Source organism: Rhodococcus sp. 06-156-4, assembly GCF_002259345.1.
Classification (GTDB): Bacteria; Actinomycetota; Actinomycetes; order Mycobacteriales; family Mycobacteriaceae; genus Rhodococcoides; species Rhodococcoides fascians_E.
On record NZ_NPGB01000039.1, the window covers coordinates 145,651 to 171,051 of the forward strand.

28 protein-coding genes are annotated in these 25,401 nt (G+C 65.0%); 15 read left to right on the forward strand and 13 right to left on the reverse strand.

Features of this window, described 5'->3' with window-relative positions:
* Window positions 1–87: 87 nt before the first annotated feature.
* Genes CH290_RS29435 through CH290_RS29445 form a run of 3 tightly spaced genes read left to right on the forward strand, consistent with a single transcriptional unit; the run spans window position 88 to window position 2,752 of the window.
* Complete coding sequence (locus tag CH290_RS29435; RefSeq protein ID WP_019665418.1) at window positions 88–576, forward strand: PH domain-containing protein; 489 nt, start codon at window positions 88–90, stop codon at window positions 574–576.
* Window positions 573–2,063, forward strand: a complete 1,491-nt coding sequence (locus CH290_RS29440; RefSeq protein WP_020112611.1) for a PH domain-containing protein — start codon at window positions 573–575, stop codon at window positions 2,061–2,063. Before CH290_RS29435 ends, CH290_RS29440 begins: the two co-directional genes overlap by 4 nt.
* Complete coding sequence (locus tag CH290_RS29445; protein ID WP_170947449.1) at window positions 2,060–2,752, forward strand: uracil-DNA glycosylase; 693 nt, start codon at window positions 2,060–2,062, stop codon at window positions 2,750–2,752. Before CH290_RS29440 ends, CH290_RS29445 begins: the two co-directional genes overlap by 4 nt.
* Here CH290_RS29445 and CH290_RS29450 read toward each other — a convergent pair.
* The 5 genes from CH290_RS29450 to typA all read right to left on the reverse strand — a co-directional run bounded on the left by CH290_RS29450 (window position 2,679) and on the right by typA (window position 8,026).
* Window positions 2,679–3,131, reverse strand: coding sequence for a hypothetical protein (locus tag CH290_RS29450; protein ID WP_019665421.1), 453 nt, complete (start codon window positions 3,129–3,131; stop codon window positions 2,679–2,681). The genes CH290_RS29445 and CH290_RS29450 overlap by 74 nt on opposite strands.
* A 28-nt stretch (window positions 3,132–3,159) precedes the next feature.
* Window positions 3,160–3,318, reverse strand: a complete 159-nt coding sequence (locus CH290_RS30490) for a hypothetical protein (protein WP_019665422.1) — start codon at window positions 3,316–3,318, stop codon at window positions 3,160–3,162.
* A 27-nt stretch (window positions 3,319–3,345) separates the two neighbouring features.
* Window positions 3,346–4,251, reverse strand: coding sequence for an N-acetyl-1-D-myo-inositol-2-amino-2-deoxy-alpha-D-glucopyranoside deacetylase (mshB, locus tag CH290_RS29455; protein ID WP_033188046.1), 906 nt, complete (start codon window positions 4,249–4,251; stop codon window positions 3,346–3,348).
* Complete coding sequence (locus CH290_RS29460; protein WP_033188045.1) at window positions 4,227–5,954, reverse strand: ABC transporter family substrate-binding protein; 1,728 nt, start codon at window positions 5,952–5,954, stop codon at window positions 4,227–4,229. Before CH290_RS29460 ends, mshB begins: the two co-directional genes overlap by 25 nt.
* Window positions 5,955–6,088: 134 nt before the next feature.
* The gene (gene typA / locus CH290_RS29465; RefSeq protein WP_020112613.1) at window positions 6,089–8,026 is read right to left on the reverse strand and encodes a translational GTPase TypA; all 1,938 of its coding nucleotides are present in this window, start codon (window positions 8,024–8,026) and stop codon (window positions 6,089–6,091) included.
* A gap of 187 nt (window positions 8,027–8,213) precedes the next feature.
* On the opposite strand from typA, the gene CH290_RS30495 reads away from it, so the two are divergent.
* Window positions 8,214–8,390 carry a hypothetical protein gene (locus tag CH290_RS30495; protein WP_019665427.1) on the forward strand — a complete coding sequence of 59 codons (177 nt, stop codon included), beginning with the start codon at window positions 8,214–8,216 and terminating at the stop codon, window positions 8,388–8,390.
* Here CH290_RS30495 and CH290_RS29475 read toward each other — a convergent pair.
* The gene (locus tag CH290_RS29475; protein WP_019665428.1) at window positions 8,368–8,787 is read right to left on the reverse strand and encodes a (deoxy)nucleoside triphosphate pyrophosphohydrolase; all 420 of its coding nucleotides are present in this window, start codon (window positions 8,785–8,787) and stop codon (window positions 8,368–8,370) included. The two genes, CH290_RS30495 and CH290_RS29475, sit on opposite strands and share 23 nt — an antisense overlap.
* On the opposite strand from CH290_RS29475, the gene CH290_RS29480 reads away from it, so the two are divergent.
* Window positions 8,786–9,076 (forward strand): 4a-hydroxytetrahydrobiopterin dehydratase, encoded by a 291-nt coding sequence (locus tag CH290_RS29480; protein WP_019665429.1) that lies wholly within the window; start codon window positions 8,786–8,788, stop codon window positions 9,074–9,076. The genes CH290_RS29475 and CH290_RS29480 overlap by 2 nt on opposite strands.
* On the opposite strand, the gene CH290_RS29485 is transcribed toward CH290_RS29480, so the two are convergent.
* Window positions 9,018–10,262, reverse strand: a complete 1,245-nt coding sequence (locus CH290_RS29485; protein WP_019665430.1) for a mannosyltransferase — start codon at window positions 10,260–10,262, stop codon at window positions 9,018–9,020. The two genes, CH290_RS29480 and CH290_RS29485, sit on opposite strands and share 59 nt — an antisense overlap.
* A 285-nt stretch (window positions 10,263–10,547) precedes the next feature.
* On the opposite strand from CH290_RS29485, the gene CH290_RS29490 reads away from it, so the two are divergent.
* Window positions 10,548–11,390, forward strand: coding sequence for an Rv1157c family protein (locus tag CH290_RS29490; protein ID WP_026347845.1), 843 nt, complete (start codon window positions 10,548–10,550; stop codon window positions 11,388–11,390).
* Between the two features lie 51 nt (window positions 11,391–11,441).
* Window positions 11,442–12,677: an MFS transporter gene (locus CH290_RS29495; RefSeq protein ID WP_033188044.1), complete on the forward strand. Its 1,236-nt coding sequence runs from the start codon at window positions 11,442–11,444 to the stop codon at window positions 12,675–12,677.
* Between the two features lie 62 nt (window positions 12,678–12,739).
* Here CH290_RS29495 and CH290_RS29500 read toward each other — a convergent pair whose 3' ends face one another.
* Window positions 12,740–13,507, reverse strand: coding sequence for a DUF1906 domain-containing protein (locus CH290_RS29500; RefSeq protein ID WP_033188043.1), 768 nt, complete (start codon window positions 13,505–13,507; stop codon window positions 12,740–12,742).
* Window positions 13,508–13,642: 135 nt separating this feature from the next.
* On the opposite strand from CH290_RS29500, the gene CH290_RS29505 reads away from it, so the two are divergent.
* The 4 genes from CH290_RS29505 to CH290_RS29520 all read left to right on the forward strand — a co-directional run bounded on the left by CH290_RS29505 (window position 13,643) and on the right by CH290_RS29520 (window position 17,419).
* Window positions 13,643–14,221, forward strand: coding sequence for a TerD family protein (locus CH290_RS29505; RefSeq protein ID WP_033188042.1), 579 nt, complete (start codon window positions 13,643–13,645; stop codon window positions 14,219–14,221).
* A gap of 130 nt (window positions 14,222–14,351) precedes the next feature.
* On the forward strand, window positions 14,352–15,131 hold the full coding sequence (locus CH290_RS29510; protein WP_019665435.1) for a hypothetical protein: 780 nt from the start codon (window positions 14,352–14,354) through the stop codon (window positions 15,129–15,131).
* Window positions 15,132–15,183: 52 nt separating this feature from the next.
* Window positions 15,184–16,491 (forward strand): WS/DGAT domain-containing protein, encoded by a 1,308-nt coding sequence (locus CH290_RS29515; protein ID WP_033188041.1) that lies wholly within the window; start codon window positions 15,184–15,186, stop codon window positions 16,489–16,491.
* Window positions 16,492–16,540: 49 nt separating this feature from the next.
* Window positions 16,541–17,419: a PE-PPE domain-containing protein gene (locus CH290_RS29520; protein WP_033188040.1), complete on the forward strand. Its 879-nt coding sequence runs from the start codon at window positions 16,541–16,543 to the stop codon at window positions 17,417–17,419.
* On the opposite strand, the gene CH290_RS29525 is transcribed toward CH290_RS29520, so the two are convergent.
* From CH290_RS29525 to CH290_RS29540, 4 genes are all read right to left on the reverse strand, one after another.
* Window positions 17,401–17,874, reverse strand: coding sequence for an SRPBCC family protein (locus tag CH290_RS29525; RefSeq protein ID WP_026347847.1), 474 nt, complete (start codon window positions 17,872–17,874; stop codon window positions 17,401–17,403). The two genes, CH290_RS29520 and CH290_RS29525, sit on opposite strands and share 19 nt — an antisense overlap.
* Before the next feature lie 13 nt (window positions 17,875–17,887).
* Window positions 17,888–18,253 (reverse strand): VOC family protein, encoded by a 366-nt coding sequence (locus tag CH290_RS29530; RefSeq protein WP_019665439.1) that lies wholly within the window; start codon window positions 18,251–18,253, stop codon window positions 17,888–17,890.
* Window positions 18,254–18,279: 26 nt separating this feature from the next.
* Complete coding sequence (locus CH290_RS29535) at window positions 18,280–19,266, reverse strand: alpha/beta hydrolase (protein ID WP_019665440.1); 987 nt, start codon at window positions 19,264–19,266, stop codon at window positions 18,280–18,282.
* An 83-nt stretch (window positions 19,267–19,349) separates the two neighbouring features.
* Window positions 19,350–21,251 carry an alpha-amylase family protein gene (locus tag CH290_RS29540; RefSeq protein ID WP_033188039.1) on the reverse strand — a complete coding sequence of 634 codons (1,902 nt, stop codon included), beginning with the start codon at window positions 21,249–21,251 and terminating at the stop codon, window positions 19,350–19,352.
* Window positions 21,252–21,286: 35 nt separating this feature from the next.
* Here CH290_RS29540 and CH290_RS29545 point away from each other — a divergent pair, with 35 nt between their 5' ends.
* Entirely contained in the window at window positions 21,287–22,246 is a 960-nt protein-coding gene (locus CH290_RS29545) for an SDR family NAD(P)-dependent oxidoreductase (protein WP_020112623.1), read from the forward strand.
* Between the two features lie 31 nt (window positions 22,247–22,277).
* On the opposite strand, the gene CH290_RS29550 is transcribed toward CH290_RS29545, so the two are convergent.
* Window positions 22,278–22,637 carry a helix-turn-helix transcriptional regulator gene (locus CH290_RS29550; RefSeq protein ID WP_230620848.1) on the reverse strand — a complete coding sequence of 120 codons (360 nt, stop codon included), beginning with the start codon at window positions 22,635–22,637 and terminating at the stop codon, window positions 22,278–22,280.
* Between the two features lie 100 nt (window positions 22,638–22,737).
* On the opposite strand from CH290_RS29550, the gene CH290_RS29555 reads away from it, so the two are divergent.
* From CH290_RS29555 to CH290_RS29565, 3 genes are read left to right on the forward strand one after another with little or no spacing between them, the layout of a single operon-like run.
* Complete coding sequence (locus CH290_RS29555) at window positions 22,738–23,901, forward strand: winged helix DNA-binding domain-containing protein (RefSeq protein ID WP_033188038.1); 1,164 nt, start codon at window positions 22,738–22,740, stop codon at window positions 23,899–23,901.
* A 40-nt stretch (window positions 23,902–23,941) separates the two neighbouring features.
* Entirely contained in the window at window positions 23,942–24,874 is a 933-nt protein-coding gene (locus CH290_RS29560) for a glycosyltransferase family 2 protein (protein WP_052082962.1), read from the forward strand.
* Window positions 24,875–24,879: 5 nt separating this feature from the next.
* The gene (locus CH290_RS29565) at window positions 24,880–25,398 is read left to right on the forward strand and encodes an acyltransferase (RefSeq protein ID WP_033188037.1); all 519 of its coding nucleotides are present in this window, start codon (window positions 24,880–24,882) and stop codon (window positions 25,396–25,398) included.
* The last annotated feature ends 3 nt before the right edge of the window (window positions 25,399–25,401 follow it).

Genomic DNA, 25,401 nt, shown 5'->3' on the forward strand with positions numbered 1-25,401 from the left:
GCGCACGTTCCGTTCCACCGCGCAGGTTGCAACCCGCGCTCCCGCTACAACCCGCGCGGCCAGGGTGTGCGGATAGGGTCTGTAGGCATGATCACGATGACCGACCCGGCGTGGCGTCCGAGTCCCCGTGCCAAGCAGTTGTGGGCGATCAATGCGACGTTGATCTGGATTCCGGTGTTCGTCGCACAGGTCGTGTGGGCGGTGGTCGTTGATACGTGGACGACGTGGCCGCACGTCACGGTGTTCGGGGTGTCGGTTGTGCTCGCGGTACTGGACATCGTGGTGACGCCGATCTGGCGGTATCGAGTGCACCGCTGGGAGATCAGCGACACCGCGGTCTACACCCGCACGGGGTGGTTCAACCAGGAGCGACGTGTCGCCCCGATCAGCCGGGTGCAGACAGTGGACACCGAGCGTGGTCCGATCGATCGCCTGCTCGGGTTGTCCACGGTGACGGTGACGACGGCGTCCTCCGCGGGTGCTGTCAAGATCACGGCCCTCGACAAGGAGGTTGCAGACAAGACCGTCGCACAGCTGACCGACATCGCGGGACGGACGTTGGGCGACGCCACATGAGCAACGAACTTCTCGCCGAGGAAGAGCAGCAACCGTGGTTGCGGCTCGACAAGCGGATGCTGCTGGTGCATCCGGTCAACGAGGCAGTGAAGGTTCTGCCGGTCCTGCTGGTGTCGTTCATCGTCGGTAGTCAGAGCGGCAATCATCTGTGGGGCTTGATCATCGTCGCGGTGGTCGTCGTGTTCGCGATTCTGCGCTGGTTCACCACGAGTTACCGAATCGGCCCGGTGCACGTGCAGCTGCGTACCGGCGTTTTTCAGAAGAAGCTCCTGTCGGTGCCGCGCAGCCGCATTCGGTCCGTGGACATCGAGGCCGGTGTGCTCCACCGCGTGCTCGGTCTGTCGATCCTGCGCATCGGCACGGGTCAGCAGGCGGGCAAGGGTGAGAAGTTCGAGCTGAACGCACTCGACTCGAAGGTCGTACCTGCCCTGCGCGAAGAGCTGCTCGAGCGAGTCACGAGACGACCGGACTCTCCGAACGAAGCGCCACCGGCAGAGAACGAGATCGCGCACTGGCGGACGTCGTGGGTGCGCTATGCACCGTTCTCGTTCACCGGCGTCGTCACCATCGCCGCAGCGATCGGTGTCCTGTTCCAGTACGGATTCGCGGAAACGATCACCGAGTCCTCGGTCGTCACCGACAGCATCGACTCCGCCGAGCGATTCGGGATCGCAGTGGTGATCGTGGTCGGACTCCTCGTCCTGCTGGCGATAGCGAGCGTGTTCGCCTGCGTCCGCTACCTGATCGCGTACGGCAACCTGACGGTCACCGACGACGGCACTCGACTGCACGTCGCACACGGACTGCTGAGGACCCGGTCGACGACACTGGACCGTAAACGTCTGCGCGGGACGTCACTGTCCGAGCCGCTGCTGCTGCGGGTCGCGAAAGGCGCGAAGCTCGACGCCATCATGACCGGTGTCAGTGCGGAGAAGAAGGAGTCGTCACTGCTGCTCCCCCAGGCTCCCGCTGTCGAAGCCAGACGAATGATGACCGTCGTCCTCGGTGACGCGGGACTTCACGGGGACGCCAGAAAACCTTTGGTGGTGCACGGCCCGGCTGCACAGCGTCGGCGTTACACACGGGCGGTGCTACCTGTCGCCGTCGTCGCAGCAGGCGTCGGCGTCGCGGAGTACGCAGGTGCACCGATCCCCATCCTCGTCTGGGCCGCACTGGCCGTTCTGTTCGTCGGCGCACTCCTGGTTGCCTGGGACCGCTGTCGGGGTCTCGGCCACGCCGTTCTACCGGGTTGGCTGATCACGCAGCACGGTTCGCTGGATCGCAAGCGCCACAGCCTCGAGGCTGCAGGAATCATCGGGTGGACCGTGCGCCAGAGCTTCTTCCAGCGCCGCGCCGGGGTCGCGACCATCGTCGCCGCGACTCCCGCAGGTGTCGGGCACTACGAAATCCTCGACGTACCCGTCGACCAGGCGTGGTCACTCGTCGAGGCGGTGACTCCGGGAGCCGGTGACAAGTGGGCTCGATGACCCCACGAGACATTCCTCAGCTCGACGCGGCGGTATCGCAGTGCAGGGCCTGCCGACGCCTGGTGAACTGGCGTGAAAAGGTGGCCGTCGAGAAGCGGGCGGCGTTCCGCGACGAAACCTACTGGGGCAGAGCGGTCCCTGGATTCGGGCCGGCGGATGCACGCGTTCTGATAGTCGGGCTCGCGCCCGCAGCTCACGGAGCCAATCGCACCGGGCGCATGTTCACCGGCGACCGAAGCGGAGATTTTCTCTATGCGGCGCTGCACGCCGTCGGGCTGGCCAACCAGCCCACGTCGACCCATATCGGTGACGGCCTCGAGCTACGAGGTGTACGGATCACGGCTCCCGTGCACTGTGCTCCCCCGGACAACAAGCCGACGGTCACCGAGCGTGACCGGTGCCAGAAGTGGCTCGATATCGAACTGCGCCTGCTGAAGCCGACACTGCGATCGATCGTCGTCCTCGGCGGCTTCGGCTGGCAATCACTGTTGCCGATGCTCGAACGAAACGGGTGGGAAGTCCCGCGACCGCGGCCGAAGTTCGGGCACGGCGTGCACGTCCAACTCGACGGCGTCCGCTTGTTCGGCAGCTACCACGTCAGCCAGCAGAACACGTTCACCGGGAGGCTGACCCCGACGATGATCGAGAATGTGCTCCGGGATGCGGGTGAGCATGCGGGGCTGCTGTGAGGCGTTGCAGCCTCCAGCTGAACAGCAGGACACCCGGTGGAACGAGTCCGCCGAGAAGCAGTACCGCCGTGCGCCAGTCCGCCAGGAGCAGGACGTCTCCGCCGGGGCCACCGAACATGCACAGCAGGACGGCCACGAACCACGCGATCAGCGGCGACGCGACGGCAACCGGTTCCTCGGCGACCTTGCGGGCCGCGAACAGCAACGCAACGTTCGCAGCCCCGGCAAGGAGCGCACTCACCGGGAACGGCACCGAGCCGAGGTAGGTGGGAAGAAACAGGATCGACAGAACGCCGCACAGAAAACCGTCGAAGATCAGTACTGCGAGAGTTGCCCTCGACACGAGGACGACAGCATTGGATGCGGCCTTCGAGATCATGCGTCCAATACTGACGTATCGAGATCGATCAGGAGACCGGCGGGTATCCCAACGAGGTCAGTAGGTTGCTCAGCGCCGACGCGATATCGGTCAGTCCCTGCTGGTAGAGCATTTCCTGCCGCGGAAAGTCCGGCATGAGCGAGTTGACGAACGCGACTATGGCGTCCTGCACGATCCAGTTGTACATGTGTGACCCACCCCAGATGCAATCAAATTAGTGATTCACGCCATATCCTAGTACGCCGGCGAACAGATCCGTTTCCCTACCCGACGAATCGAGGTCCGCCGGCTCGCCGCGGACCAGCACGTACTGCTCGTCGGCGAGGATGGGTTGCACGATGTTGTTGGACAGCGCGTACTCGACACCCGACGGCGCCACGGTCACCTGAGTGGCGTGGGCACGCAGGGCATCACGCTTGAGGTCGAAGACCTCACGCACATCGATCGACGTCGTCACGACACTCTCCGGAACCGAGGGGAGTTCACCGTCCTCCGGCATCCTCCAACCGTCGGGCACCTCGCCGATCGCGTCGATACCGTCGTGCAGCTGCTTCTCGCCGGTGACGGTCCAGTAGAACTTCCTCGGCGTGCAGGGCGCACCCGCGTCCGGATAGTGGTCCGTTCCCGCCAGGTCGAACGCTTCCGTCACCAGAGAATGCACCTGCTGGTGATCCGGGTGACCGTAGCCGCCCTCCGGGTCGTAGCCGACGATCACGTCCGGCTGCACACTGCGTACCACCGACAGCATCGCTTCGAGCGCCTCGTCTCGATTCGCGTTGACGAACGCCCGCGGATTGGCCGCCGCCGCCGTTCCGGCCATTCCCGAGTCGCGGTATTTCCCTGCTCCACCGAGGAATCTCGGAGGCTGTGCACCGAGAACTGCCAGCGCCCTTTCCAATTCGAGGATGCGGTATCCACCGAGCTGGTTCGCTTCGTCGACCACGAGGTGTGCCCACGTGTCTCCGATGACCTCGCCCTCCTCGCCGAGCGAGCACGTCAGGACCGTCACTTCCACGCCTGCTCGCGCGTAACGCGCGATGGTGCCTCCGGTGGTGATGGTCTCGTCGTCCGGATGTGCGTGAACGAGTAGCAGTTTCACTTGGTCGGTGTCCTCACCCATTTCGATGCGTCGCCGAAGATCCCCGTTTCGATGGGACCGGTCAACGACGCACCTTCCACGCCGGTGCCCGCTGCGACGACGGAAGAATCCTGCATGATCGGGAGCACCGCGGCCAACTCCCAGAGCTTCGGCTCGGCTTCGGCGACGAGGCGGTCAACCGGTAGTTCCCCTCGAAGCGCGCGGTCCACCGAGCCTTCGAGCTCCGGCACACACAGCCCGGACAGATTGCTCGGTGACGGCAGAGGCGCGTCGTCGCCCTCGGTCTCCACTTGCGCGGGCGCGTCGGTCTGCGTTGCCGGGCAACCGAATCGAGACGCCATGACGGTTGCCGGATCCACTCCGGCCGCGGACCACCCGACGATCGCGTCGACCTCGCTGTCGGTCAGAGCGGTGCTGTACAACTCCTCCGCAGGCAGCGCAGTGACCGTTGCCTTGATTCCTGCGCCGGACAGCTGGTCCGCCGCGGTGTTCGCGACGGCGATCGACACCGTGTCGTTCTCCACGGCACCGATCACGAAATCGAGAGGCACACCGGCTTTTCCGAAAGACCCGTCGGCCAAAGGAACGTACCCGGCCTGTTCCAGCAGCGTCACCGCGGCCTCGCGAGTGATCGGAGCCGGCGCGGTGGCGTCGTAGCGCGTGTCCGACGGAGAGGTCAGATGCGCACGGGCAGGATGATCGGCAGATCCGGATCCTGCTGCGACGGTGGACAACAGCGAGGAGTCGAGCAGACCCAGCATCCCTCGCCGCACGACCGGGTCGGCCAGCACGGGCGTGCGCCCGTTCAGCGTCAGATCCAGAACGCGGGGTTGGAACCGAATGCCGGTGCGAATACCGGGGATTGCCGACAGTTGCGCTTCCGTAGCCGTTCCTGCTCGGACCTGCGCAGCTTGTGCGTCGCCCGAACGCAGCGAATCCGCGAGCTGAGCCGGAGTTCCGCCCCGGCGAAGCAGAATCTGGAACGGCAGGGCGGGCTCACCCCAATAGCGGTCGTTGCGCTCGAGCAGGATTTCGTCGCGCCCACGGTCGATGGACTTGATGTTGAACTGACTGCCAGAGACGGGAACGTTGTCGCTGAGGCCGGTCTCGAAGCCGCCGGGCGAGTCCTTGAGCAGATGACTCGGCAGCAGGTCGGTGAACAGTCGCTGCCAGTTCGGGTACGGCTGAGACAGGGTGACGTCGACGGTCTTGCCTCCACCGGACGAGGCGACGTCCTCGATCAGCGCGTATCCAGCGGGATCGACGACGCCTGGCTGCGAGATCATCTGCTGCCACAGGTATCTGAAGTCCTCGGCGGCGATCGGCGCACTGTCGGACCACTGTGCGTCGTTGCGCAGCTGGTATCTGACCGTGAACGGGTTCTGCGACGTCACCTCGGCCGACACGAGGACAGTCGAGTCCAGAGCCCAGACGGTGCTCGCCGGATCGTTCGGATCGGCGATCGGACGAAAGGGGCTCGGTAGGACGAGGGAACTGACAGCAGAATTTGCCGGCGACTGATCCGAGAGCAGGTGGGGATTGAAACCGATCCCCACGTCGTCGATGGCCACGACCACCCGATCGCCGGTTTCGGTCGGCGCCGGAGTGGTCGTCGTGGTCTCGGGGGTGGGTTCGCTCTCGACGGGAGGCGGCGGATTGGCCGTGCAGGCTGCCAACGCCAGTGCAATGGCTGCGACTGCAATGCCACTCTTCGTCCGCCGCACTATGGCCGCTCCTTCGTCGTCACAGCACCTGTCCACTCCTCGAGCTCCACTCCTGTCACGAGCGTGATGGCCCTCTGCAGGGTCACCACGCTCGAACCGGAGACATCAGCCCAGAATTTACCGAAACAGGCTTATTACAGAGCAGCCTTGTCGCGGGACTTGCTACGCGAACGCTCGCGAGCGCGCTCGTTGGAGTCGAGGTGCACCTTGCGGACGCGAACGACCTCGGGGGTCACCTCGACGCACTCGTCGCCTGCACAGAACTCCATGGCCATTTCCAGGTCCAGCTTCTTCGGCTTGGCCAGGGTCTCCATGACGTCGGCGGAGGACTGACGCATGTTGGTCAGCTTCTTCTCGCGGGTCACGTTGATGTCGAGGTCTTCCTGACGCGGGTTGATACCCACGACCATGCCCTCGTAGGTGTCCGCGCCGGGCTCGACGAAGAACGTTCCGCGGTCGGCCAGCTGAATCATGGCGAACGGGGTGACGCTTCCGCTGCGGTCCGAGACGAGCGAGCCGGTGTGGCGTGCACGGATCTCGCCTGCCCACGGTGCGTAGCCGTGGAAGACGGCGTTGGCGATACCGGTGCCGCGGGTGTCGGTGAGGAAGTCGGTGCGGAAACCGATCAGGCCTCGCGACGGGACGATGAACTCCATCCGAACCCAGCCTGCGCCGTGGTTCGTCATCTGCACCATCTTGCCCTTGCGTGCCGCGAGGAGCTGGGTGACGCTGCCGAGGAATTCCTCGGGGGTGTCGATGGTGAGCTCCTCGAAGGGCTCGTGGATCTTGCCGTCGACCTGGCGGGTGACCACCTGGGGCTTGCCGACGGTCAGTTCGAAGCCTTCGCGGCGCATCTGCTCGACGAGGATGGCGAGGGCGAGCTCACCACGACCCTGCACCTCCCAGGCGTCGGGACGACCGATGTCGAGGACCTTGAGCGAGACGTTGCCGACGAGCTCGGAATCCAGACGGCTCTTGACCATGCGAGCGGTGAGCTTGTGGCCGCTGACGCGTCCCACGAGCGGGCTCGTATTGGTGCCGATAGTGACCGAGATGGCCGGCTGGTCGACGGTGATGCGGGGCAGGGCGACCGGGTTTTCCAGGTCGGCCAGGGTGTCACCGATCATGATGTCCGGGAAACCGGCCACAGCGACGATGTCGCCCGCGACACCCTTCTCGCCGGGGACGCGCTCGACACCGATGGTGTTGAGCAGCTCGGTGACCTTGGTCTTCTGGACGACGGGCTCGCCGTCGACTTCACGCATCCAGCTGACGGTCTGGCCCTTGCTGAGCGTGCCGTTGTGGATACGGACGAGCGCGAGGCGGCCGAGGAAGGCCGACGCGTCGAGGTTGGTGACGTGCGCCTGGAGCGGCGCGTCGACGTTGCCCTTGGGCGCGGGAACGTAGTTGAGGAGGACGTCGAACAGTTCGTCGAGGTTCTCGGCGTCCGGTGCGCTGCCGTTCTCGGGCTGCACCTTCGATGCCTTGCCCTCACGGCCGGAGGCGTACAGAACGGGAAGGTCGAGGGCGAGCTCGGCTGCCTCGGACGCTTCGTCGTCGAGGTCCGACGCCAGATCCAGCAGCAGGTCGTGGCTCTCGGAGACGACCTCTTCGATGCGCGCGTCGGGACGGTCGGTCTTGTTCACGACCAGGATGACGGGCAGCGACGCGGCGAGCGCCTTGCGGAGCACGAAGCGCGTCTGCGGCAATGGGCCTTCGGACGCGTCGACGAGCAGGACGACGCCGTCGACCATCGAGAGGCCGCGTTCGACCTCTCCACCGAAGTCGGCGTGGCCGGGGGTGTCGATGACGTTGATGACGGTGATGGTGCCGTCCGGGTTGTGGCGGTGAACGGCGGTGTTCTTCGCCAGGATGGTGATGCCTTTTTCCTTCTCGAGGTCACCGGAGTCCATGACTCGGTCCACGAGTTCGGCGCGTTCCTCGAACGCTCCCGACTGCCGCAGCATGGCGTCGACCAGCGTGGTCTTGCCGTGGTCGACGTGTGCAACGATGGCTACGTTGCGGAAGGTTGTGGTGCTGTCGATGTTGTCTGCACTGCTTGGGGCGCTCACGCGAAAAATTCTCCTGGGTCGAATGCGGGCTCTTGTTCGCTAGCGGGCTTATGTCGCTAGAGAAGCGCGCTGCACCGCGAGGTTCTCGCGACCGATCGAGTTTACCCGCTCGCACAGGGTGACCTGCACCACGCAGTACTGTTGGGTAGGAATTCACCTTCGAGTCGAGCAAAGCGGAGCCACCAAAATGGGCAAGGTCAAGGCCAAGGACATCTCGGGTCTGAAGCCCAAGAAGAAGTGTTGCCGCAAGAAAACACGGTGCTTGAAGTGCCCCGTCGTCATCATGCGTATGAAGAAACTCGAAGATGCTGGCGCCACCGGCAAGGACTTGAAGAAGGGCCTCAAGAAGGCTCGGGCTGCCTGAGAAAGGCACTCAATTCGGGGACCCAGGCGCGATCGGCGTCGACGAGGTCCATTGTGGACAGCGCCGACGCATCCACCCAGCGAAGCGCGGAGTGATCGAGCGGTACCGGGTTACCGGAGATCAACTCGACGCGGTAGGCGCGGAGCACACGGCCTTCGGCCAGACCGACATCACCGGTCAACGCATGGCCGACGGCGGTCTCGACGCCCAGTTCCTCACGCAGCTCGCGCGCCAACGCCGCCTCGGGGGTTTCGCCCGGCTCCACTTTCCCGCCGGGAAGCTCCCACAGGCCGGCGAGTTCGGCGGGCCGCGAGCGCTGCGCGAGCAGCAACAATCCGTCGGAGACGATCGCTCCTGCCACCACGAGACGTCTCTTCGTGCCACCATCGTCAGTCATGGACGACCTACTCTCCGATTCCGATGTCGACGACGCCCTTCGCGCCCTCCCCCAGTGGCGACGGGTGGACTCGTCGATCGTCCGCACCGTCGAACTTCCGACCTTCCCGTCCGCGATCGAGTTCGTCTCCAGTGTGGCGGCTGCCGCGGAGGCCGCCGACCATCACCCGGACATCGACATTCGATGGCGCAAGCTGACGTTCGCTCTGTCGACGCATTCGGCGGGCGGGCTCACGCAGAAGGATGTGGATCTGGCGCATCGGATCGACGCCTTGCTGCCCGAAGACTGAGCAACTGCTCGCGCAGGCGATCTCGACCGAGGTAGACGACCCAGCCGTAGACAAGCACGATTCCGACGATGTCGACGGCACCGAACCAGGCGAGCACTCCGGGCCGGGAGACCAGCCAGATCGATTCCTGAAAGAAGCTGAGTATCCACGGCACTCCGACGAGCGTCGTGAGCAGCCAGTATCCGGCGACGATGCGGGTTCCGATTCGTCGGCGGTCGGGGCCGTGCAGCAACCACACGAGCATCGGCATGACCCAGACCCAGTGATGGGACCAGGAGATGGGCGAGACGGCGAGCCCGAGCAGTTGGACGATGATCAGCGTGCCGAGGAGGTCACCGGGGGGCAGCGCCCGCCACGCAGCGACCGCGAGGGCAGCGATCACCAGTACGCCGGCGATCCAGGCGACGGACGATTCGACGTCGTATCCCGCGATGCGGCTCATCGCCCCTCGGAGCGACTGGTTCCACACCGATCCGACGGGACCGATGCGGTCGGCGTCGCCCAGCAGAGTCGTGAAGTACGTGCCCGCCTGGTGTCCGAGGACCGCGTAACTGACGGCGACAGTCGCCCCGAACGCGACGGCCGAGAATGCAGCGGCCTTCCATCGTCGGGTGGCGAGGAAGAACAGTCCGGTGATCGCGGGCGTCAGCTTGATGCCGGCGACGAAACCGACGATGCCGCCTGCGACCCACCATCTGGAGCTGCGTACCGCGAGCACGGCCCCCAGGGCGAGGAAGACGTTGACCTGCCCGTAGTCGAGCGTGGTGCGTACCGGTTCGGTCCACAGAGCCAGCGCGGTCCACGCCATGGCGGGTCGCACGGTTGCCGCGTCGTCGCCGAGGATCATCTCGAGTGCGAGCTTGATCAGCAGGAACAGTGCGGCCATCGTCGCGAGCTGCCAGCACACGCCGACGAACGTGAAGGGCAGGTAGTGCAGCGGGAAGAACACGAGTGCCGCGAACGGCGGATACGTGAACGGAAGCGGAAAGTCCGGAGTCTCTTCGGAATACGTGAAGTCGTAGAGGTCGTCCCGCAGCAGCGCCGCGGATCCGTCGACGTAGACGTGCAGGTCGACGAGGTTCATGCCGTTCTCGGTTGCGAACGCCCAGACGAGACGCGCGATCACCGACACAGCCAGCAGGAGAGGTGCGAGCCGGAGGATCGACAGACGGGGCGGGGGGTTCACTGAAGTAACTGCTCCCGTTCGATTCGACCGCGATTGACGCCTGAGCCTATAGGGCGCCGGATCCGGTTCCGAAACAGCCGTTCACAACAATTCCGCGGCCTCGTGTTGGGTTGTCACAAATAACAGTTTCATCACCAGTAACACTATTCACTTCTGTAACAGGCTAATCTACGGTGGCAGTCTGGCATCGGCATCGGCTGTACAACGATGGGCCGTATACATAGAGTGACCCCTCGAGCCAGCAACAGTTCCACGGCCCGCTTTCGATGAGGATGGGGAAATCAAGTGCTTCGTAACGGGGTAACGCGCAGGACCGTCACCGCAGTGGCTGTGACAATCGCTGCCGCGCTGGCAGTGCCGGCCACCGCATCGGCCGAACCTGCACTGCAGGCCCCCGCCGCTCCCGAGTCCCCGACTCCCGGGACGCAGGTACCTCCCTTCTTCCTCCCTACTCCGGATCAGCCGCTTCCCGATTACGCACAGATCGAAGCTCTCGCCTCGTTCGCGCCGGCCATTCTCGGCGCTGCAGCCGGTCCGACGGATGTCGCCGCCGCACCCCAGGCGGATCTTCTCGCCCAGGCGCGCGCGCTCCTCGAGAACTCGGCTCTGCCGGATCAGGTCAAGTCCACCCTCGAGCGGGTCATCACGTTCCTCGACGGTTCCGGCGGCGGTGGCCCGGAGCTTCCTCCCGCGGACGGTCCGGTCATCGCGCAGTTCCTGTACCCCACCATCGGTAAGGGATGCATCTCCGACAGCGCGGACTCGGTCGGCACAGCACTCGCAGTACCCGGCCCGGCAACGCTGCCCCCTCCCGGTCCGCCCGCCGGCCAGGCAGGTTTCGTCTTCACCGCGCTCGGCACCGCGCCCATCGCGCAGGTCCAGGAAGCTCCGCTGACGGTCACGTGGCTCAACCTCGACAACCGTCGAACAGGCACCACGGAACTCACCGGGGCATCGAACATCAACCCGGACGGACCGGCCACCGTCTCGGCTATCGCCGACACCGGTCCCGGCCGCGTGCTCGCCGTCGTCTCGGGTTCCATCACGACGCAGTCCAAGGAAGATCCGGCCGCTCCGGCACGCACGTGCGGATTCCTGCCGACAATCGGGACCGTGTTCGTTCCCTGATCGACCGAGCCTGGTCGTTCCCTGGCCGGCATTGCCCACTAAGGTTTGCTGGTGAGCAAACCTGTTGCATTCGTAGCGATCACCTATGCGTTCACGATCGCGATGATGGGCACGACGATGCCCACCCCGGTGTACTCGCTGTACCAGGCCGAGTTCGGGTTCTCGGTGTTCGTCGTGACCGTGATCTTCGCGGCGTACGCGCTCGGCGTCCTGGCCGCCCTCCTGGCGTTCGGACGTTGGTCCGATTCGCTGGGTAGGCGCCCGCTCCTGCTTGCAGGCATTGCGCTCGGCATCGCCAGCGCACTGGTGTTCGTCTTCGCCGGGTCTCTCGCTGCCCTTCTCGTCGGACGTGTCCTGTCCGGCCTGTCCGCGGGCATCTTCGTCGGAACGGCCACGGTCACCCTGGTGGAACTGGCTCCCGCTCCACGTCCGGGGCCTGAGGGTTCGAGCGCCTCGACGTGGAAGTCCCGGGCTCCCGCGATAGCCACGGCAGCGAACATCGGCGGACTCGGGCTCGGACCGCTCGTGGCGGGACTGCTGGTCGAGTACCTCCCCGAGCCGACGCAGCTGACGTTCGTCGTGAACCTCGTCCTGCTGGCGGTCGCAGGCGTCGCCGTGTTCCTGGTTCCGGAGCCGGTGACCGTGCTGCCCGGAGCGCGTCCGCACATGCAGAGATTGTCCGTGCCCGGCCCGGTCCGGGCCACGTTCGTCCGGGCATCGATCGGTGGGTTCGCCGGCTTCGCCGTTCTCGGGCTGTTCACGGGCGTCTCCCCCGGCTTCGTCACGCAGATTCTGGGAGTGCAGAACCACGCTGTCGTCGGCGCCGTCGTCTTCGTGACGTTCGCGTCGTCGGCGGCCGCGCAGATCGCCCTGCGCGGTCTCGACACCACCGTCGCACTACGCGGTGGGTGCGTCACGCTGATCGTCGGCGTCGGCGTCGGCGCTCTGTGCCTGGCTCTGGCCACCGCATCCCTGCCCGTACTGTTGGTCGCCGCGGTGGTGTGCGGCATCGGTCAGGGCATCACGTTCAGCAAGGGATTGGCGTCGGTGACCGAGGAACTACCCCCGGACCGCCGCGCCGAGGTGACGTCGACGCTGTTCGTCGTCCTCTACATCGCCATTTCTGTCCCCGTCATCGGCGCAGGTGCTGCAGCGACGGCGTGGGGTCTGGTCACCGCAGGTGTCGTGTTCTCTGCGGCGGTCGCAGCATTGGCCGTCGTGTCGTTGATTCTGCTGTTCGGAAGAACGACAGCGAATCAGGAGCCGAGCGAATCCGAGAAAAGCTGATAGAAATACGCCGCGATCGAATAAATGACATCGATGAGATTCATTGCGGAATTCTTTCCGGTTCAGGCCAACGACCACTGGCCGTAATCGGGCTTCAGAATTACATTCAGGTCGATGCCGATTCCGTCGATTTTCGCTTTGTCGATCTGAACCTGATGCAAATGCGCAGCCGGGTGGCGGAATCCTTTCGGAGTGCCCCAGTTGTGCTGCCAGTACCACTGACCGAGCCCGGCGATGGACGCCAGTTCGATCGTGGGTGAATTGGCGTAGATGCCGGTGTTCTCCGGGCCGACGATCGATTCCCAGCCCAGGATGTACGGCGCGATCAGGGTCGCGAACTGCACCGCGGTGGGGTTGTCGTCGATGGAGACGTAGATCGGGCGATTCTCCGGTCCCCCTGCTGCTCGGTGCAGTTCGAGGCCGCGCTTCGCATGCTTGACGCCGGCCGCGAATCCGCCCTTCCAGTCCGAGGTTTCGCCCTTGCCGAACTGGTAGTTGGACACCACTTCGAGGCCTGCCTCGGTGAGGGCGTCCGCCTCGTCACGCTTCATGGGCTTGCCGAGCATCCATTCGGCTCCCGGCCTACGGTCCGACACGTATCTGATCGCGCCCACGTGCCCGGCAGCGCGGATGGATTCCGGCGACGGAACCCCGCCCGAGTAATCGATCAACGTCCCCAGCCCGTCGGCGCGTGCCGCCTGGGTGGACACTGCGGCCAGACCGACGGCAGCCGCCGATCCCACAGCGGCGTACTTGAACAAGTCTCGACGCGATACGTGCACGTAAGTCCCCAGATCGATAGTTTCGCTCGGCGTGTCGCCGACGCGCACGCCGGCCGCCCTGATAACTTTTTCGGTTTCGGTATTTGACCACAATCACTCCAGCATCGCTAGTCACACCCTCCCCTCTCTTCACCACCTACTGTGGAGAGCAGGCAATTCATCTACGAATGAAGGAGTAAGTGAATGGGCGTCACCCTGGCCAAGGGCGGAAACGTATCGCTGTCGAAGGAAGCCCCGAACCTGACTGCCGTGACCATCGGATTGGGCTGGGATGTGCGCAGCACGACGGGCGGGGATTTCGACCTCGACGCCAGCGCCATCGGACTCGGCGCGGACAAGAAGTCTGCGGGCGATCAGTTCTTCGTCTTCTACAACAATCTCCGTTCCCCCGACGGCGCCATCGAGCACACCGGCGACAACCGCACCGGTGAAGGTGAGGGCGACGACGAGTCGATCGACATCGACCTCGTCGCACTGTCCCCGCAGATCGATTCCATCGTCTTTCCGGTATCCATCCACGACGCCGACGCGTTGGGGCAGAGTTTCGGCCAGGTCATCAATGCATTCATTCGTGTCGTGGACCGGGCCGACGGTCGTGAACTCGCGCGATTCGACCTGACCGAAGACGCCTCCACCGAGACCGCGATGGTGTTCGGCGAGCTCTACCGCCGCGGCCAGGAATGGAAGTTCCGAGCTATCGGCCAGGGTTATGCCTCCGGCCTCGCCGGCATTGTGCGTGACTACGGAATCGACGCAAGCTGACGCACCGAACTCCGCGTAGGCGGACGTTGCAATTGCATAACCGTGAACTCCTGGGCTTGAGAACTTCGTAAGAATTGTGGTCCCATCACCCCATTCGTAACTTTGACCTCATGAGTCCCAGGAGTCACATATGTCTCGTCGTCTCAGCCGTTTAGCGGGAACCGTCGCATTGTCGTGCGCGGCTCTACTCGCGGTTCCCGCGACCGCGGCGGCCGATCCCGGCCCCGCGTCGCCTGCACCCGCAGCTCTCGATGCCGTGTCCCAGGCTGCTGCCGACGCCATCGCGGCGACTCGCACGGAGGTAGCCGAACCGACCGGCGCCAATCCGCTCGCTGCACTCGACACGGTGAACGGCATTCTGACTGAAGTCGGCATCACGCCGTTCTTCTACCCGACGGCTGCAATCAACTGCGCCGCCGCGCCCGGCGCACCGCTCGGCATCGTGCCCGGTGTGGCCGGCGGGGCCGCAGGCCCGTGGCCCAACCTGACCATCCCCTCGCCCGTCCCGTTGCCGGCACTCAATGCGGCCGAGGCCGGAGAGACACTGTTCGCATTCGTTCCGGCCGGCATCGTCGACGATTCCGGCGACAAGAGCGGCATGCAGGTGGCGTGGTTCAACGTCAATACCCTGAAGGGCGGCTTCGCGGACTTCGGCGGCGCGACATCGACGCTGGTGCAGTCGATTCTGGACAACCTCGACGTCAACCCGGCCGTCAAGGAATTGGTTCGCGGACCACTGACCGACGCACTCGCCGTGCTGCCCGCTGCAGGCGCGCGGGCCGTCCCGGTCGAGACCGGCGCCGGCACCGTACTCGCCGCGGTCTTCGGCACCGTGAACCACAAGGCAGTCGACGGTAGCGACAAGAGCTGCTTCTTCTTCCCGACGGTCGGTCTGGTGAACGTAGCCTGACGTCTCTCACGTCGTCCACGCACCGGTCACCTGCCGCAGCTGGTCTCGGCAGGTGACCGTTCGTCTGCACCCCACCGATGCCCAGACGTACTGGATGTCCGCGAAGATTCCCAACGATCAATTTCTGTTGTACTGCTTCGACACCGACTCGCCTGCGGAGTCCGTCCGTGAAGAACTGCTGCGCCGCGCGGAACAGATCAGCGACCTCGGTATGCGGATCGTCGATTTCCCACTCTCGCTTCGCTATCCGAGTCTTCGTCGGGCACCCGACACAACGGACCTCGTACACATCCGGGAGACCGGCCGCACGTGGAGGGACTGCCTCGACACCGTTGCCGAGGCATTCACCGATCAGCTCGACCCCCACGGATCCGTCTGGCGTCTGCACCTTGTCGGTGGCGTCACCGGCGCCCCGCGGTGCGACGGCCCGGCACTCGTTGCGATACTGCAGATCTCACATGCGTTCGGCGACGGCCGTGTCGCGTCGAGCCTGGCCCGAAGACTCTTCGGGGACGACCGGTCCGCGCCGGCCCCCATCGCCGACCGGACCCGAATCGGCCCGCGCGAATTCTTCCGAAGAGCCACTCGCGCACACGATCTCGAACGACAGCTGGCAGCCGACACCGCCGCGGGAACCGTCCCCGCTCCTGCGCCGGGTAGGCCCAGGATCCGAGTCAACGTCGCACCGGCGGGCCGCACGTCCGTGCGATGCCTCGTTCGTGATCGCAGCGATTTCACCGCCCCGGGCATCAGCGTCACGGTCGGTGCCGCAACCGCGATATCACTCGCCCTGGAACGCTATCTCGCACACCACGGAGACCCGGTACCTCCCGAGCTCGGTGCCGAGGCGACACTAGGCAAGCACGGTGAACGCCGGGCGCGCAACCACTTCGGCAATGCCGGAGTGGACCTACGCCCCGACATCACCGATCTCGCCGCCCGAGCGCACGCCATCTCCGAGTCACTGCAGGCTCGTCGTCGCCGCGCAGCCCATCCCGCAGCCGAGGCTCAGTCGCTCGCATCCGAAGCCGTTCCCGCTGTACTGCTGCACTGGGGTGTCCGCCAGTTCGACGCCACCGCCGTTCCGGACACGGTCACCGGAAACACGGTCCTGTCGAGCGTCGCGCGTGGTGCCGCGGACCTCGAGGTCGGTGGCGGACCGGTTCGTTTCACCGCCGGCTTCCCCGCGCTGTCTCCGATCATGGGCCTCACGCACGGAGTCCACGGCATCGGCGACGCCGTGACCGTCAGCGTGACATCGGCGGCGTCGGCGATGCCGGATCCCGACGTCTACTGCTCGTTCCTGGACCGCGCGATCGACGAGGTCTCGACCGCGCTTCGCCGGAGCTGCGCCCGGTAGCGGTCGTCTTCCCAGAGATTTCACAGAATGCCGCGTCATAGTCGAGGACATGACCCAGCTGACCGTTCTCGCCGTAGGTGGAACCGGAGAGTCCCGACCGGACGACCACCGTACTTTCGTCACGGGACTGCTCGGCCACGTCACCGGCGCGCTGGACGATCGGTTCGCCTGCCGATGGGTGGGATACCCGGCGTCGTACGGTCCCGTCGCGGTCGGTGGGCTGAGCTATCGGCACAGCACCGCACTGGGAGTCCGCCGACTCATCGCTGCCGTCGAAGCGACCCCAGGCCCGGTCGCACTGATCGGCTACTCGCAGGGCTGCTCGGTCATCCGCGAAGTTCTGGGACAGATGGCTTCCGGGGCGATCCACCTGCCCACGGTGACGGCAGCGGGGCTGATCTCCGATCCTCAGCAACCCGCGGGTGCCGTCGACGGTTGTACCGGTCGCGGAGTCGCGGGCGTCGGCCCGAACGTACCGGCCGAGGTCGAGACGATGTGGATCGGGCACCCACACGACATGATCTGCAACGCCAGCGAGGACAGCTACATCCGCGACATCGCCGATCTCACGAGGTGGATGTCGTTCCGCACGACCCGGTTGTGGCTTCGACAGGTGTGGCATCTCATCCGCACCAACGGTTTTCAGAACGCGTCGAAGACCGGCTTCTCGCCGCGGCAATGGAGAAAGGATGCCCGACGCGTACGCGTCGCCCTGCGGGAACTTTCGGGGTACCTTCCGAAGACCCTGGCGTGGCGTCGTTGGTCGGTGACCAATCCGTCGGGCGACCGCCACATCGCGTACGCGACCGAACCGCTCGACGCCGCAGATGTCGACGGAAGCGGCATCACCGGCTGCCAGCTACTCGCGCAGTGGCTGCAGGTGCACGCCGATCATCGGTCACCCCGCAGTCACGAACTGGTCGCCTGACCTTCCGCCCGTGCTTTGAGCTGAGCCAGACCCTTGTCGAAGTCCTTCCCCACGACCTTGTCCATCGGGAAGATCTTCCCGAGAAGAGTGAAGAAGAGGTTGTTCTCGCCGGTCATGGACCAGGTGATCTCGGATCCGTTCGCGCCCGGGTCGATGGTGAACGTGGTGACGTTCTTCGCCTTGAAGGGTTTGGTGAACACCAGGTCGAGGACGACGATCTGCCCCGGCTTCGAATCCGTGATCGTCATCGATCCCGCTCCTGCCTTGCGGTTGCCGGACCAGGCGTAGGAGGCGCCGACGCCACTGCTCGGACCCGTGTAGGTCCGTGACAGATCAGGATCGGCGCCTTCCCACGGTGACCAGGTACGCCACTCACGGAAGTCGTTGATCAACGGGTGGATCTTGTCCGGCGACGCGTTGATCACCGTAGTGCGTTGTACCAGGAAGGAACTCATGCGCGAATAGTAGTCACCCTCTGCGGCACAGGCAGAACAGATGGCCGACAGGATCCCGGAACACGGCGAAGCCGGGGTGGTTCTCGTTGCCCTCGATCTTCGTCGCGCCGATTTCGAGAACGTAGTCCTCGGCTTCCTTCATGTCGTCGACGACGAAATCCAGGTGGATCTTGATGCCGTCGGACGGCCAGTCGATCGGTGTGAACTCGGGGGCTCGTTGGAACGCGAGGCGAAGTTCCCCCGGTCCCTGAATCACGACCCAGTCGCCGTCGTCACTCGTAGGCTTCCATCCGAGAACCTTCGCGTAGAACCCGGCGAGTGCAGCCGGGTCCGGGCAGTCCAGAACGGTGTAGTCGACCTCGATCTTGGGTGCAGTCATGCGTGCACGCTAATACGAGGGAATGCCTACTGTCCCAGGGACGGTGCGAAGGTGGTGAACCACGCGTCCTTCAGGTGCTCTTCCCAGAAGTTCCACCAGTGCGTTCCGACTCCGGTGATGCGCACCTCCGGGTTGTTGCCGGTTGCGCGGAGAGCTCCGACGTAGGCGCGACTGGACAGACCCGACGCAGTCTCGAGTGGAACCATCTGTGCGAACTTGACCGGGTCGAAGCTGGCGCTGACCGGGTTGACGGTCGGGTCGGTCAACGGCGAACCGGTACCGGCCGAGACGAAGACCTTGGTGTTGCGGAGCTTGCCGACGTTGAGCAGCGGATCGTTGGCGAGCCACGACGCCGACGGCCATGCGCCCCACATGTTGCGCGCGTTGCCGCCCATCTCGCCGACCGACACCTGGATACCCTGCGCGTAGCCGGGGCTGCTGGCCGTCGGGTAGCCGCTGAACGATGCAACGGCCTTGTAGAAGTCGGGGTGGTTCGCGGCCAGGTTCAGCGCGGAGGTGCCGCTCATGGACAGACCGGCGACTGCATTGTTGACGCCGTCACTGCCGAACTGCGCGGACATGACCGGCGGCAGCTCCTGCGTCAGGAAGGTCTCCCATTTCACGACGCCCAGCTTGGGGTCGGGGCGCTCCCAGTCGGTGTAGAACGTTCCGCCGCCACCGAACGGGATGACCACGTTGACGTGCTTGTCGGCGAAGAACTGCTCCACGTCGGTCTCGATGAGCCAGCCGTTGTTGTCGTCCGGCGCGCGCAGGCCGTCGAGCAGGTAGATCGTCGGAGCAGGACCCTCACCTGCAGCCTTCAGGACCTTGACGGGGATGTCCTTGTTCATTGCATCCGAGTGGACGTAGACCAGAGCGGAATCGGCCTGCGCAACACCCGTCCCCACGAAGGTGGCGCCGAATGCAGCGACCAGCACGGTGACGAGACCCAACAGCAGGCGGGAGCGCAGCCCCCGGAGCACGCCGACCGAGCTACGAGCACGAGAAAACATCAACGAGTCCCTAACGTCCGAATCCGACGACCTTCGGGAGGCAGGGTAACAGGGATATAACGCCTGCGCCTCTTCGCCGATTCTCAGACGATCCACCACGCGGCGTACGGCGGGACCCACAGCGTTCCGCCGGGATCGTGCAGTCCGTGCTCTGCCAGATCGTGGCCGGACAGCACTTCGCGGACATCGACCGACCCCAGGTCCGCCAACCGGGCACGGGCGAGTGGTCGATGATCGGCAGTCACGTTGAAGACACCGACGAGAGTCCCGCTCGGGTGTCGACGCTGTACGACGAGGAGGCCGTCGTCGATGTCCGCGTCGGTGAGGACCCGCGTCGGAGCCTCGGAATGAAGCATCGGCAGGCCGGCTCGGACACGTGCGATGTGAGCTACACCGTCGAAAACGCGTTGGGCGTCGGAGCCCTGTTCGTGGCGGCGGGCTCGGTCGGCGTCGGTCATCCGCGGCCGGTGAACCCAGCGGTTGTCGGCGGAGTGTCCGTCCTCCGACGCCCACTCGGGGTCGCCCGGTGACCCGATCTCGTCGCCGCTCCACACGACGGGAATGCCTCCCCATGCGGCGACGACGGCGTGCGCGAGGAAAATGCGCGCGAACCCGCCCGCGGGATCCTTCCTCGACGGGCCGAGACCGGTGAGGGCCGCGGCCGTGCCGCTGATCCGCCGATCACCGGTCTCCCTGTTGTGTTGGAAGACAAGCCCTTCCGCCCACGATCCGTCGAACTCGCCGGAGTACCAGTCCGCAAGGAACTGCCGATGCCCGACGCCGGTGACACCCCGGGCGGAGGCGTCGGAATCATCGATGGCCCAGCCGATGTCGTCGTGACAGCGGACATAGGTCACCCAGGTACCGCCGGGCGGTGTCGGCGGCAACCCAGCGAGCGCGTGCCGGGCCAGATCGGTGGAGCCGGACGCCAACATCGACCACACGTGCACCATCAGGCTGTTGTGATAGGCGATGTCCGACACGCGTCCCGCATGGCGCCCCTCGCCCAGATAGGGCATGAGTTCGCGGGGCCCGACGATGGCCTCGGCCTTGAACAACGTCGCAGGAGCGGTCAACCGGCAGGTCGCCCGCAGCGCCTGCGTGACGGCGTGCACCTCCGGCTGGTTCTGACAGTTGGTCCCGAGCCTCTTCCACAGAAATGCGATGGCGTCGAGGCGCAGCACCTCGATTCCCAGGTTCGCCAGATGCACCACTACTTCGGCGAATTCGAGCAGCACGGCGGGATTCGCCCAGTTCAGGTCCCACTGCCACTCGTTGAACGTCGTCCACACCCATTCGCCGTCGACCTCGGTGAAGCTACCGGGCGCGAAGTCCGGGAACACCTCGGGCAGGGTGCGCTCGAACCTGTCGGGAGTGTCGCGATCGGGATAGATCAGGAAGTAGTCACGATACTTCGCGTCACCTGCGCGCGCGGCGACCGCCCAGTCGTGTTCGCGAGCAACGTGATTGAGAACCAGGTCGACGACGGGGCTGATTCCGCGGCTACGCAACGTGGCGGCCAATTGCGCCAGATCCTCGTTGGTACCGAGATCCTCACGCACCGAGGAGAAGTCCATGACGGCATATCCGCCGTCGTTGTCACCGGGACGAGGCTTCAGCAACGGCATCATGTGCAGATACGTGACCCCCAGGTCGGTCAGATGATCGAGCCTGTCCCCCAAGCCGTTCAACGTCTTCGCGTACCTGTCGACGTAGCAGGCGTACCCGAACATGTTCGGCCGCTGGAACCAGTCCGGCTGCAACAACCTGCGTTCGTCGAGCCGGTGCAACTCGTCGGACCGCGCGGCGAACCCCCGGGCCGCGACGGTGACGAGAGCCGACGCCACGTCGTCCGGTGCGGAATACAGCGCGGTCACCGCGTCGAGCAGATCCGGCCCCCACTGCTGCAGACGCAGCTCGAACGTCTGACGTCTGTGCGCAGGTAGATCAGCGAGCAGATCGCGTGCCTCCTCGGAGAGAACCATGCTTGCATGATGACACGGTGGGGTACGAAGGACGCATGGTCTCCGTGACGCGCATCCTCGACACCGTCCTCGATCGAACCGTCGTACCCGGTTACTCCCGCATCGGGTCGACGGTGCGCAGCAGGTTCTGGGCGTCGGACCCGGCACCGTTTCCCGAACCGATCGACGTCGTCGTCACCGGCGGCAGCTCCGGGCTCGGGGCCGCCACAGCGACGTCCCTCGCGAAACTCGGCGCCCGGGTACACCTCGTCGGGCGATCGGCCGAAAGACTCGAGAAGTCCGCCGGGATCATCAAGACAGCTGCATCGGAAGCGTCGATCGTCGTCCGAGAATGCGATGTCAGCGATCTCGATTCCGTCGCACGGCTGGTGACGGACCTGACGTCGGAGCTGACCGGGCTGCATGCCATCGTCCACTGTGCGGGCGTCATGCCCGAGGAGCGCACGTCGACAGCACAGAACCACGAGGCCGCATTCGCGACCCACGTCCTCGGCCCCGTCGCCCTGACCGTCGGCGCCAGGGAACTGTTCGACGCCGGATCCCGAGTCGTCTTCGTCTCCAGCGGCGGCATGTATCCGGTGCCGTTGCACACGCGCGACTTCGAGTTCGCCTCCGGAAAGTACTCCGGCATGACGGCGTACGCCCGCACCAAACGTATGCAGGTGGTCGTCGCCGAGCAGCTGGCTCAGCGAATGACCGAAGAACACGATCCGGTGGTGCACAGCATGCACCCCGGCTGGGCCGCGACACCGGGAGTGACCGATTCGATTCCGATGTTCGGCACGGTCATGAAACCCATCCTCCGCACACCCGACGAAGGCGCGGACACCATCGTCTGGCTCGCCGCCGGCGACGAAGCGCTCACCAGCACCGGAAAGTTCTGGCACGACCGAGCCATTCGGCCGACCCACTACCCGTCGTGGCGCAAGGACTCCCCCGACGCCAGGGATGCCCTGTGGTCGACGGTGGTGGAGGCAACCGGAATCGAGTTGTAGACGGAGCTGTACGGGCGAGCATCTCGACACGTCATCGGCGTGCGCCGCTTCTGATCGGCCTCGTCACCTGTTTCACGACGCACGACGGTATGCCTGCCGCGTCTCCGGCCGCACGTCGCTTGTAGACGCTCGGCGACATTCCCACCAGCTCGGTGAAGCGCGTGCTGAACGTGCCGAGCGAGGAACACCCCACTTCGAAGCACACGTCGGTGACCGAGAGATCTCCTCGTCGCAGCAGCGCCATTGCACGTTCGATCCGGCGAGTCATCAAGTACGAGTAAGGAGATTCGCCGTAGGCACGCTTGAACTGCCGACTCAGGTAGCCGGCCGACACGTGCACACCGCGTGCCAACGCCTCGACGTCCAACGGCTGAGCGTAGTCGCGATCCATCCGGTCACGCACGCGTCGCAGGCGCGCGAGATCCTTCAAGTTCTGCGATTCGTCCACGCACGGATCGTGCCATGTCGGCCCCGCGAGGCACACTGTTCGGGTGAAGATCACCGATGCACAACGCCGCGCCCGGTTGGTGTCACGGCAGTTCGCGGCGGCATCGACGCCGGAGGCCGTCGTCGAGTCCGTGTTGGCCCTGCACGCCACCGATCCAGCGACGGTCTACCTGTCCGTTCTCGCGCGTGCCCGGTCGCTGGGCATCGACGACGTCCGCGCCGCGATGTACGAGCGTCGGACATTGGTCCGCTCGATGGCGATGCGCCGCACGCTGTTCGTTCTCGCGCACGACGACCTACCGCTCGTCCATGCCGCAGCGAGTCTCGGCGTCGCACGAACGATGCGCAAGCGGCTGCTCACCCAAGTCGAGAAGGGACCGACCGATCCGGTGGTCGAGAACCCCGCGGCATGGATCGCGCAGGTCGAACAGGAGACCGAGACACGCCTGAAGGCCGTCGGCACAGCAACGGGAGCCGAGTTGTCCGCCGCGGTTCCACTGCTCAAGACCGCGTTTCTGCCCACGACCGACAAGTCGTACGACGTCAGGCGCTACGTCACCTCCGAAGTCCTGGTGATGATGGCAGCCGAGGGAAAAATGGTGAGGGTCGAACCTCGCGGCGCCTGGACGTCACGGCGGCACGCGTGGGCTCCGATCGATCACTGGTGGCCAGGCGGCATCCCCGCCGTCGACGAGACCGACAGTCGCCGAGAACTCGTGCGCAGGTGGCTCGAAGTGTTCGGTCCGGCCACCATGGCCGACATCCAATGGTGGACCGGATGGAACAAGACCCAGACACGTGCGGCGGTGGCAACCATCGACACGGTCGCCGTCGAACTGACCGCAGGCGAAGGCATCATGCTGCCGGATACAGACCTGTCCGGCTCCGCGCGCGGCGTCGTGCTGCTCCCCGCCCTCGACCCGACGCCGATGGGCTGGAAGCACCGCGACTGGTACCTCGGTGACTACAAGCCACCGCTGTTCGACACCTTCGGCAACATCGGTCCGACCATCTGGCTCGACGGCCGAATCGTCGGCGGATGGGCAGTCACTCCGGCAGGCGAAGTCGCGACCGAACTGTTCGAGGACATCGGATCCAACACCGCCGACGTCACCGCCGAAGCCGAGCGGATCACAACACTCCTCGACGGCACCGCCGTCGTACCGTCCTTCCCGACGCCGTTGGAAAAACGACTGCGCGGTAGGTAAGCGACTCGGTGCGAAAGTGCACCCAGTACAGTTTTAAACCATGCCGATCAGTCTCGTTTCCGTCATCGTGCCGGTCTACAACGGCTTGCCGCACTTGGACGTGCAGCTCAGGGCTCTGGAGGCTCAGGATTACAAGGGCGCGTTCGAGGTGATCGTGAGCGACAACGGCTCGACCGATGATCTGCGGGACTTCATTCGGGATCACACAGTCGAACTCGACGTTCGATGCGTTGACAGTTCGGACGTCCGCGGCGCTTCGCACGCCCGAAACGTAGGAATTGATTCTGCGCGTGGAGAGTTGCTCGTTTTCACCGATTCCGACGATGCTGCGCACAGCAATTGGTTGTCCGCGTTGACGGACGCAGCCGAGAACTTCGACGCGCTCGGCGGGCCGGTAGAGCTGGACTCACTGAATACTCTCGAAGTCGCGGCGTGGAGACGCATTCCCCAACCCGATCAGCGATTCGAAACCGTGTACCTCCCCTATGCCCAGGGCTGCAACTTTGCAATGTGGCGGCGGGTCGCCGAGACAGTCGGATACTTCGACGAATCCCTGACAATGGGAGGGGAAGATGTCGACTACTCTTGGCGAATTCAGGAGATGGGAATGACGCTGGGTCACGTTCCCGACGCAATGATGTCCTATCGACTGAGGCGCACTGTCCGGGCCTCGTTCGAACAGGGCATCTTGTACGGTCGGGCGGCGTGGCCGGTCCTGCTAAAGCACAAGTCGCAGGGATGCCCCAGCCAGCCGGCCATGCTGTCCGTGGCAGCCAATCTCGCGTCGATCCTTTACCTCGCGACAGCCCGGAATCCGCTGTTGCCCAATTTTCTGCAGCCACCACCTCGGGGACGCTGGGCACATATCATCGGCATGCAAATCGGGTCGATGCAAGGCCGGCTCCGAATGGTCGGCAGTTCCATGCGGCGCAGGGGCTTACCTGAGCGGCTGCACGGGCCGATAGCAGACTGAACACCATGGCAACAGTTGCAGCTGACATTCGAGGAACACTCTACGACGTCGTCGTTAATCGATTCGCGGCATCGGCGTTGATCCCATCGCGATACCGGTGGGTTGTGTACCGGGGGCTAGGAAGGAAAGTCGGGAAATCGTTGATCTACGCCGGCTGCCATTTCGGACCAGGAAATGTCACCATCGGAGATCGGGTGTTCCTGAATCACCGGGTTTACATCGATTCGACCGACGCCGTCGATATCCACGACGACGCATTCCTCGCAATGAACGTCACCGTCGTCACCAGCACTCACCGCATCGGCCCTGTTTCGCGCCGAGCTGGGACACTCATGTCAGCGCCCGTGACGATCGGTGCAGGCAGTTGGCTGGGAGCGCACGTCGTCGTTGCGCCCGGCGTCACTATCGGGCGTGGATGCGTGATCGGCGCTGGCTCGTTGGTAACACGCGACTGTGAGCCGAACGGTCTGTACGTCGGTTCACCCGCCCGCCGGATCCGCGATCTCGACGTCCAAGGCGAGTGATTC

What these genes read in the sequence shown, in the direction of transcription:
- CH290_RS29435 (WP_019665418.1), top strand. Translation starts at nt 88, where the DNA reads ATGATCACGATGACCGACCCGGCGTGGCGTCCGAGTCCCCGTGCCAAG.
- CH290_RS29440 (WP_020112611.1), top strand. Translation starts at nt 573, where the DNA reads ATGAGCAACGAACTTCTCGCCGAGGAAGAGCAGCAACCGTGGTTGCGG.
- CH290_RS29445 (WP_170947449.1), top strand. Translation starts at nt 2,060, where the DNA reads ATGACCCCACGAGACATTCCTCAGCTCGACGCGGCGGTATCGCAGTGC.
- CH290_RS29450 (WP_019665421.1), bottom strand. Translation starts at nt 3,131, where the DNA reads ATGATCTCGAAGGCCGCATCCAATGCTGTCGTCCTCGTGTCGAGGGCA.
- CH290_RS30490 (WP_019665422.1), bottom strand. Translation starts at nt 3,318, where the DNA reads ATGTACAACTGGATCGTGCAGGACGCCATAGTCGCGTTCGTCAACTCG.
- mshB (WP_033188046.1), bottom strand. Translation starts at nt 4,251, where the DNA reads ATGGGTGAGGACACCGACCAAGTGAAACTGCTACTCGTTCACGCACAT.
- CH290_RS30495 (WP_019665427.1), top strand. Translation starts at nt 8,214, where the DNA reads ATGGGCAAGGTCAAGGCCAAGGACATCTCGGGTCTGAAGCCCAAGAAG.
- CH290_RS29480 (WP_019665429.1), top strand. Translation starts at nt 8,786, where the DNA reads ATGGACGACCTACTCTCCGATTCCGATGTCGACGACGCCCTTCGCGCC.
- CH290_RS29475 (WP_019665428.1), bottom strand. Translation starts at nt 8,787, where the DNA reads ATGACTGACGATGGTGGCACGAAGAGACGTCTCGTGGTGGCAGGAGCG.
- CH290_RS29505 (WP_033188042.1), top strand. Translation starts at nt 13,643, where the DNA reads ATGGGCGTCACCCTGGCCAAGGGCGGAAACGTATCGCTGTCGAAGGAA.
- CH290_RS29510 (WP_019665435.1), top strand. Translation starts at nt 14,352, where the DNA reads ATGTCTCGTCGTCTCAGCCGTTTAGCGGGAACCGTCGCATTGTCGTGC.
- CH290_RS29520 (WP_033188040.1), top strand. Translation starts at nt 16,541, where the DNA reads ATGACCCAGCTGACCGTTCTCGCCGTAGGTGGAACCGGAGAGTCCCGA.
- CH290_RS29525 (WP_026347847.1), bottom strand. Translation starts at nt 17,874, where the DNA reads ATGAGTTCCTTCCTGGTACAACGCACTACGGTGATCAACGCGTCGCCG.
- CH290_RS29530 (WP_019665439.1), bottom strand. Translation starts at nt 18,253, where the DNA reads ATGACTGCACCCAAGATCGAGGTCGACTACACCGTTCTGGACTGCCCG.
- CH290_RS29535 (WP_019665440.1), bottom strand. Translation starts at nt 19,266, where the DNA reads ATGTTTTCTCGTGCTCGTAGCTCGGTCGGCGTGCTCCGGGGGCTGCGC.
- CH290_RS29540 (WP_033188039.1), bottom strand. Translation starts at nt 21,251, where the DNA reads ATGGTTCTCTCCGAGGAGGCACGCGATCTGCTCGCTGATCTACCTGCG.
- CH290_RS29545 (WP_020112623.1), top strand. Translation starts at nt 21,287, where the DNA reads ATGGTCTCCGTGACGCGCATCCTCGACACCGTCCTCGATCGAACCGTC.
- CH290_RS29550 (WP_230620848.1), bottom strand. Translation starts at nt 22,637, where the DNA reads ATGGATCGCGACTACGCTCAGCCGTTGGACGTCGAGGCGTTGGCACGC.
- CH290_RS29560 (WP_052082962.1), top strand. Translation starts at nt 23,942, where the DNA reads ATGCCGATCAGTCTCGTTTCCGTCATCGTGCCGGTCTACAACGGCTTG.
- CH290_RS29565 (WP_033188037.1), top strand. Translation starts at nt 24,880, where the DNA reads ATGGCAACAGTTGCAGCTGACATTCGAGGAACACTCTACGACGTCGTC.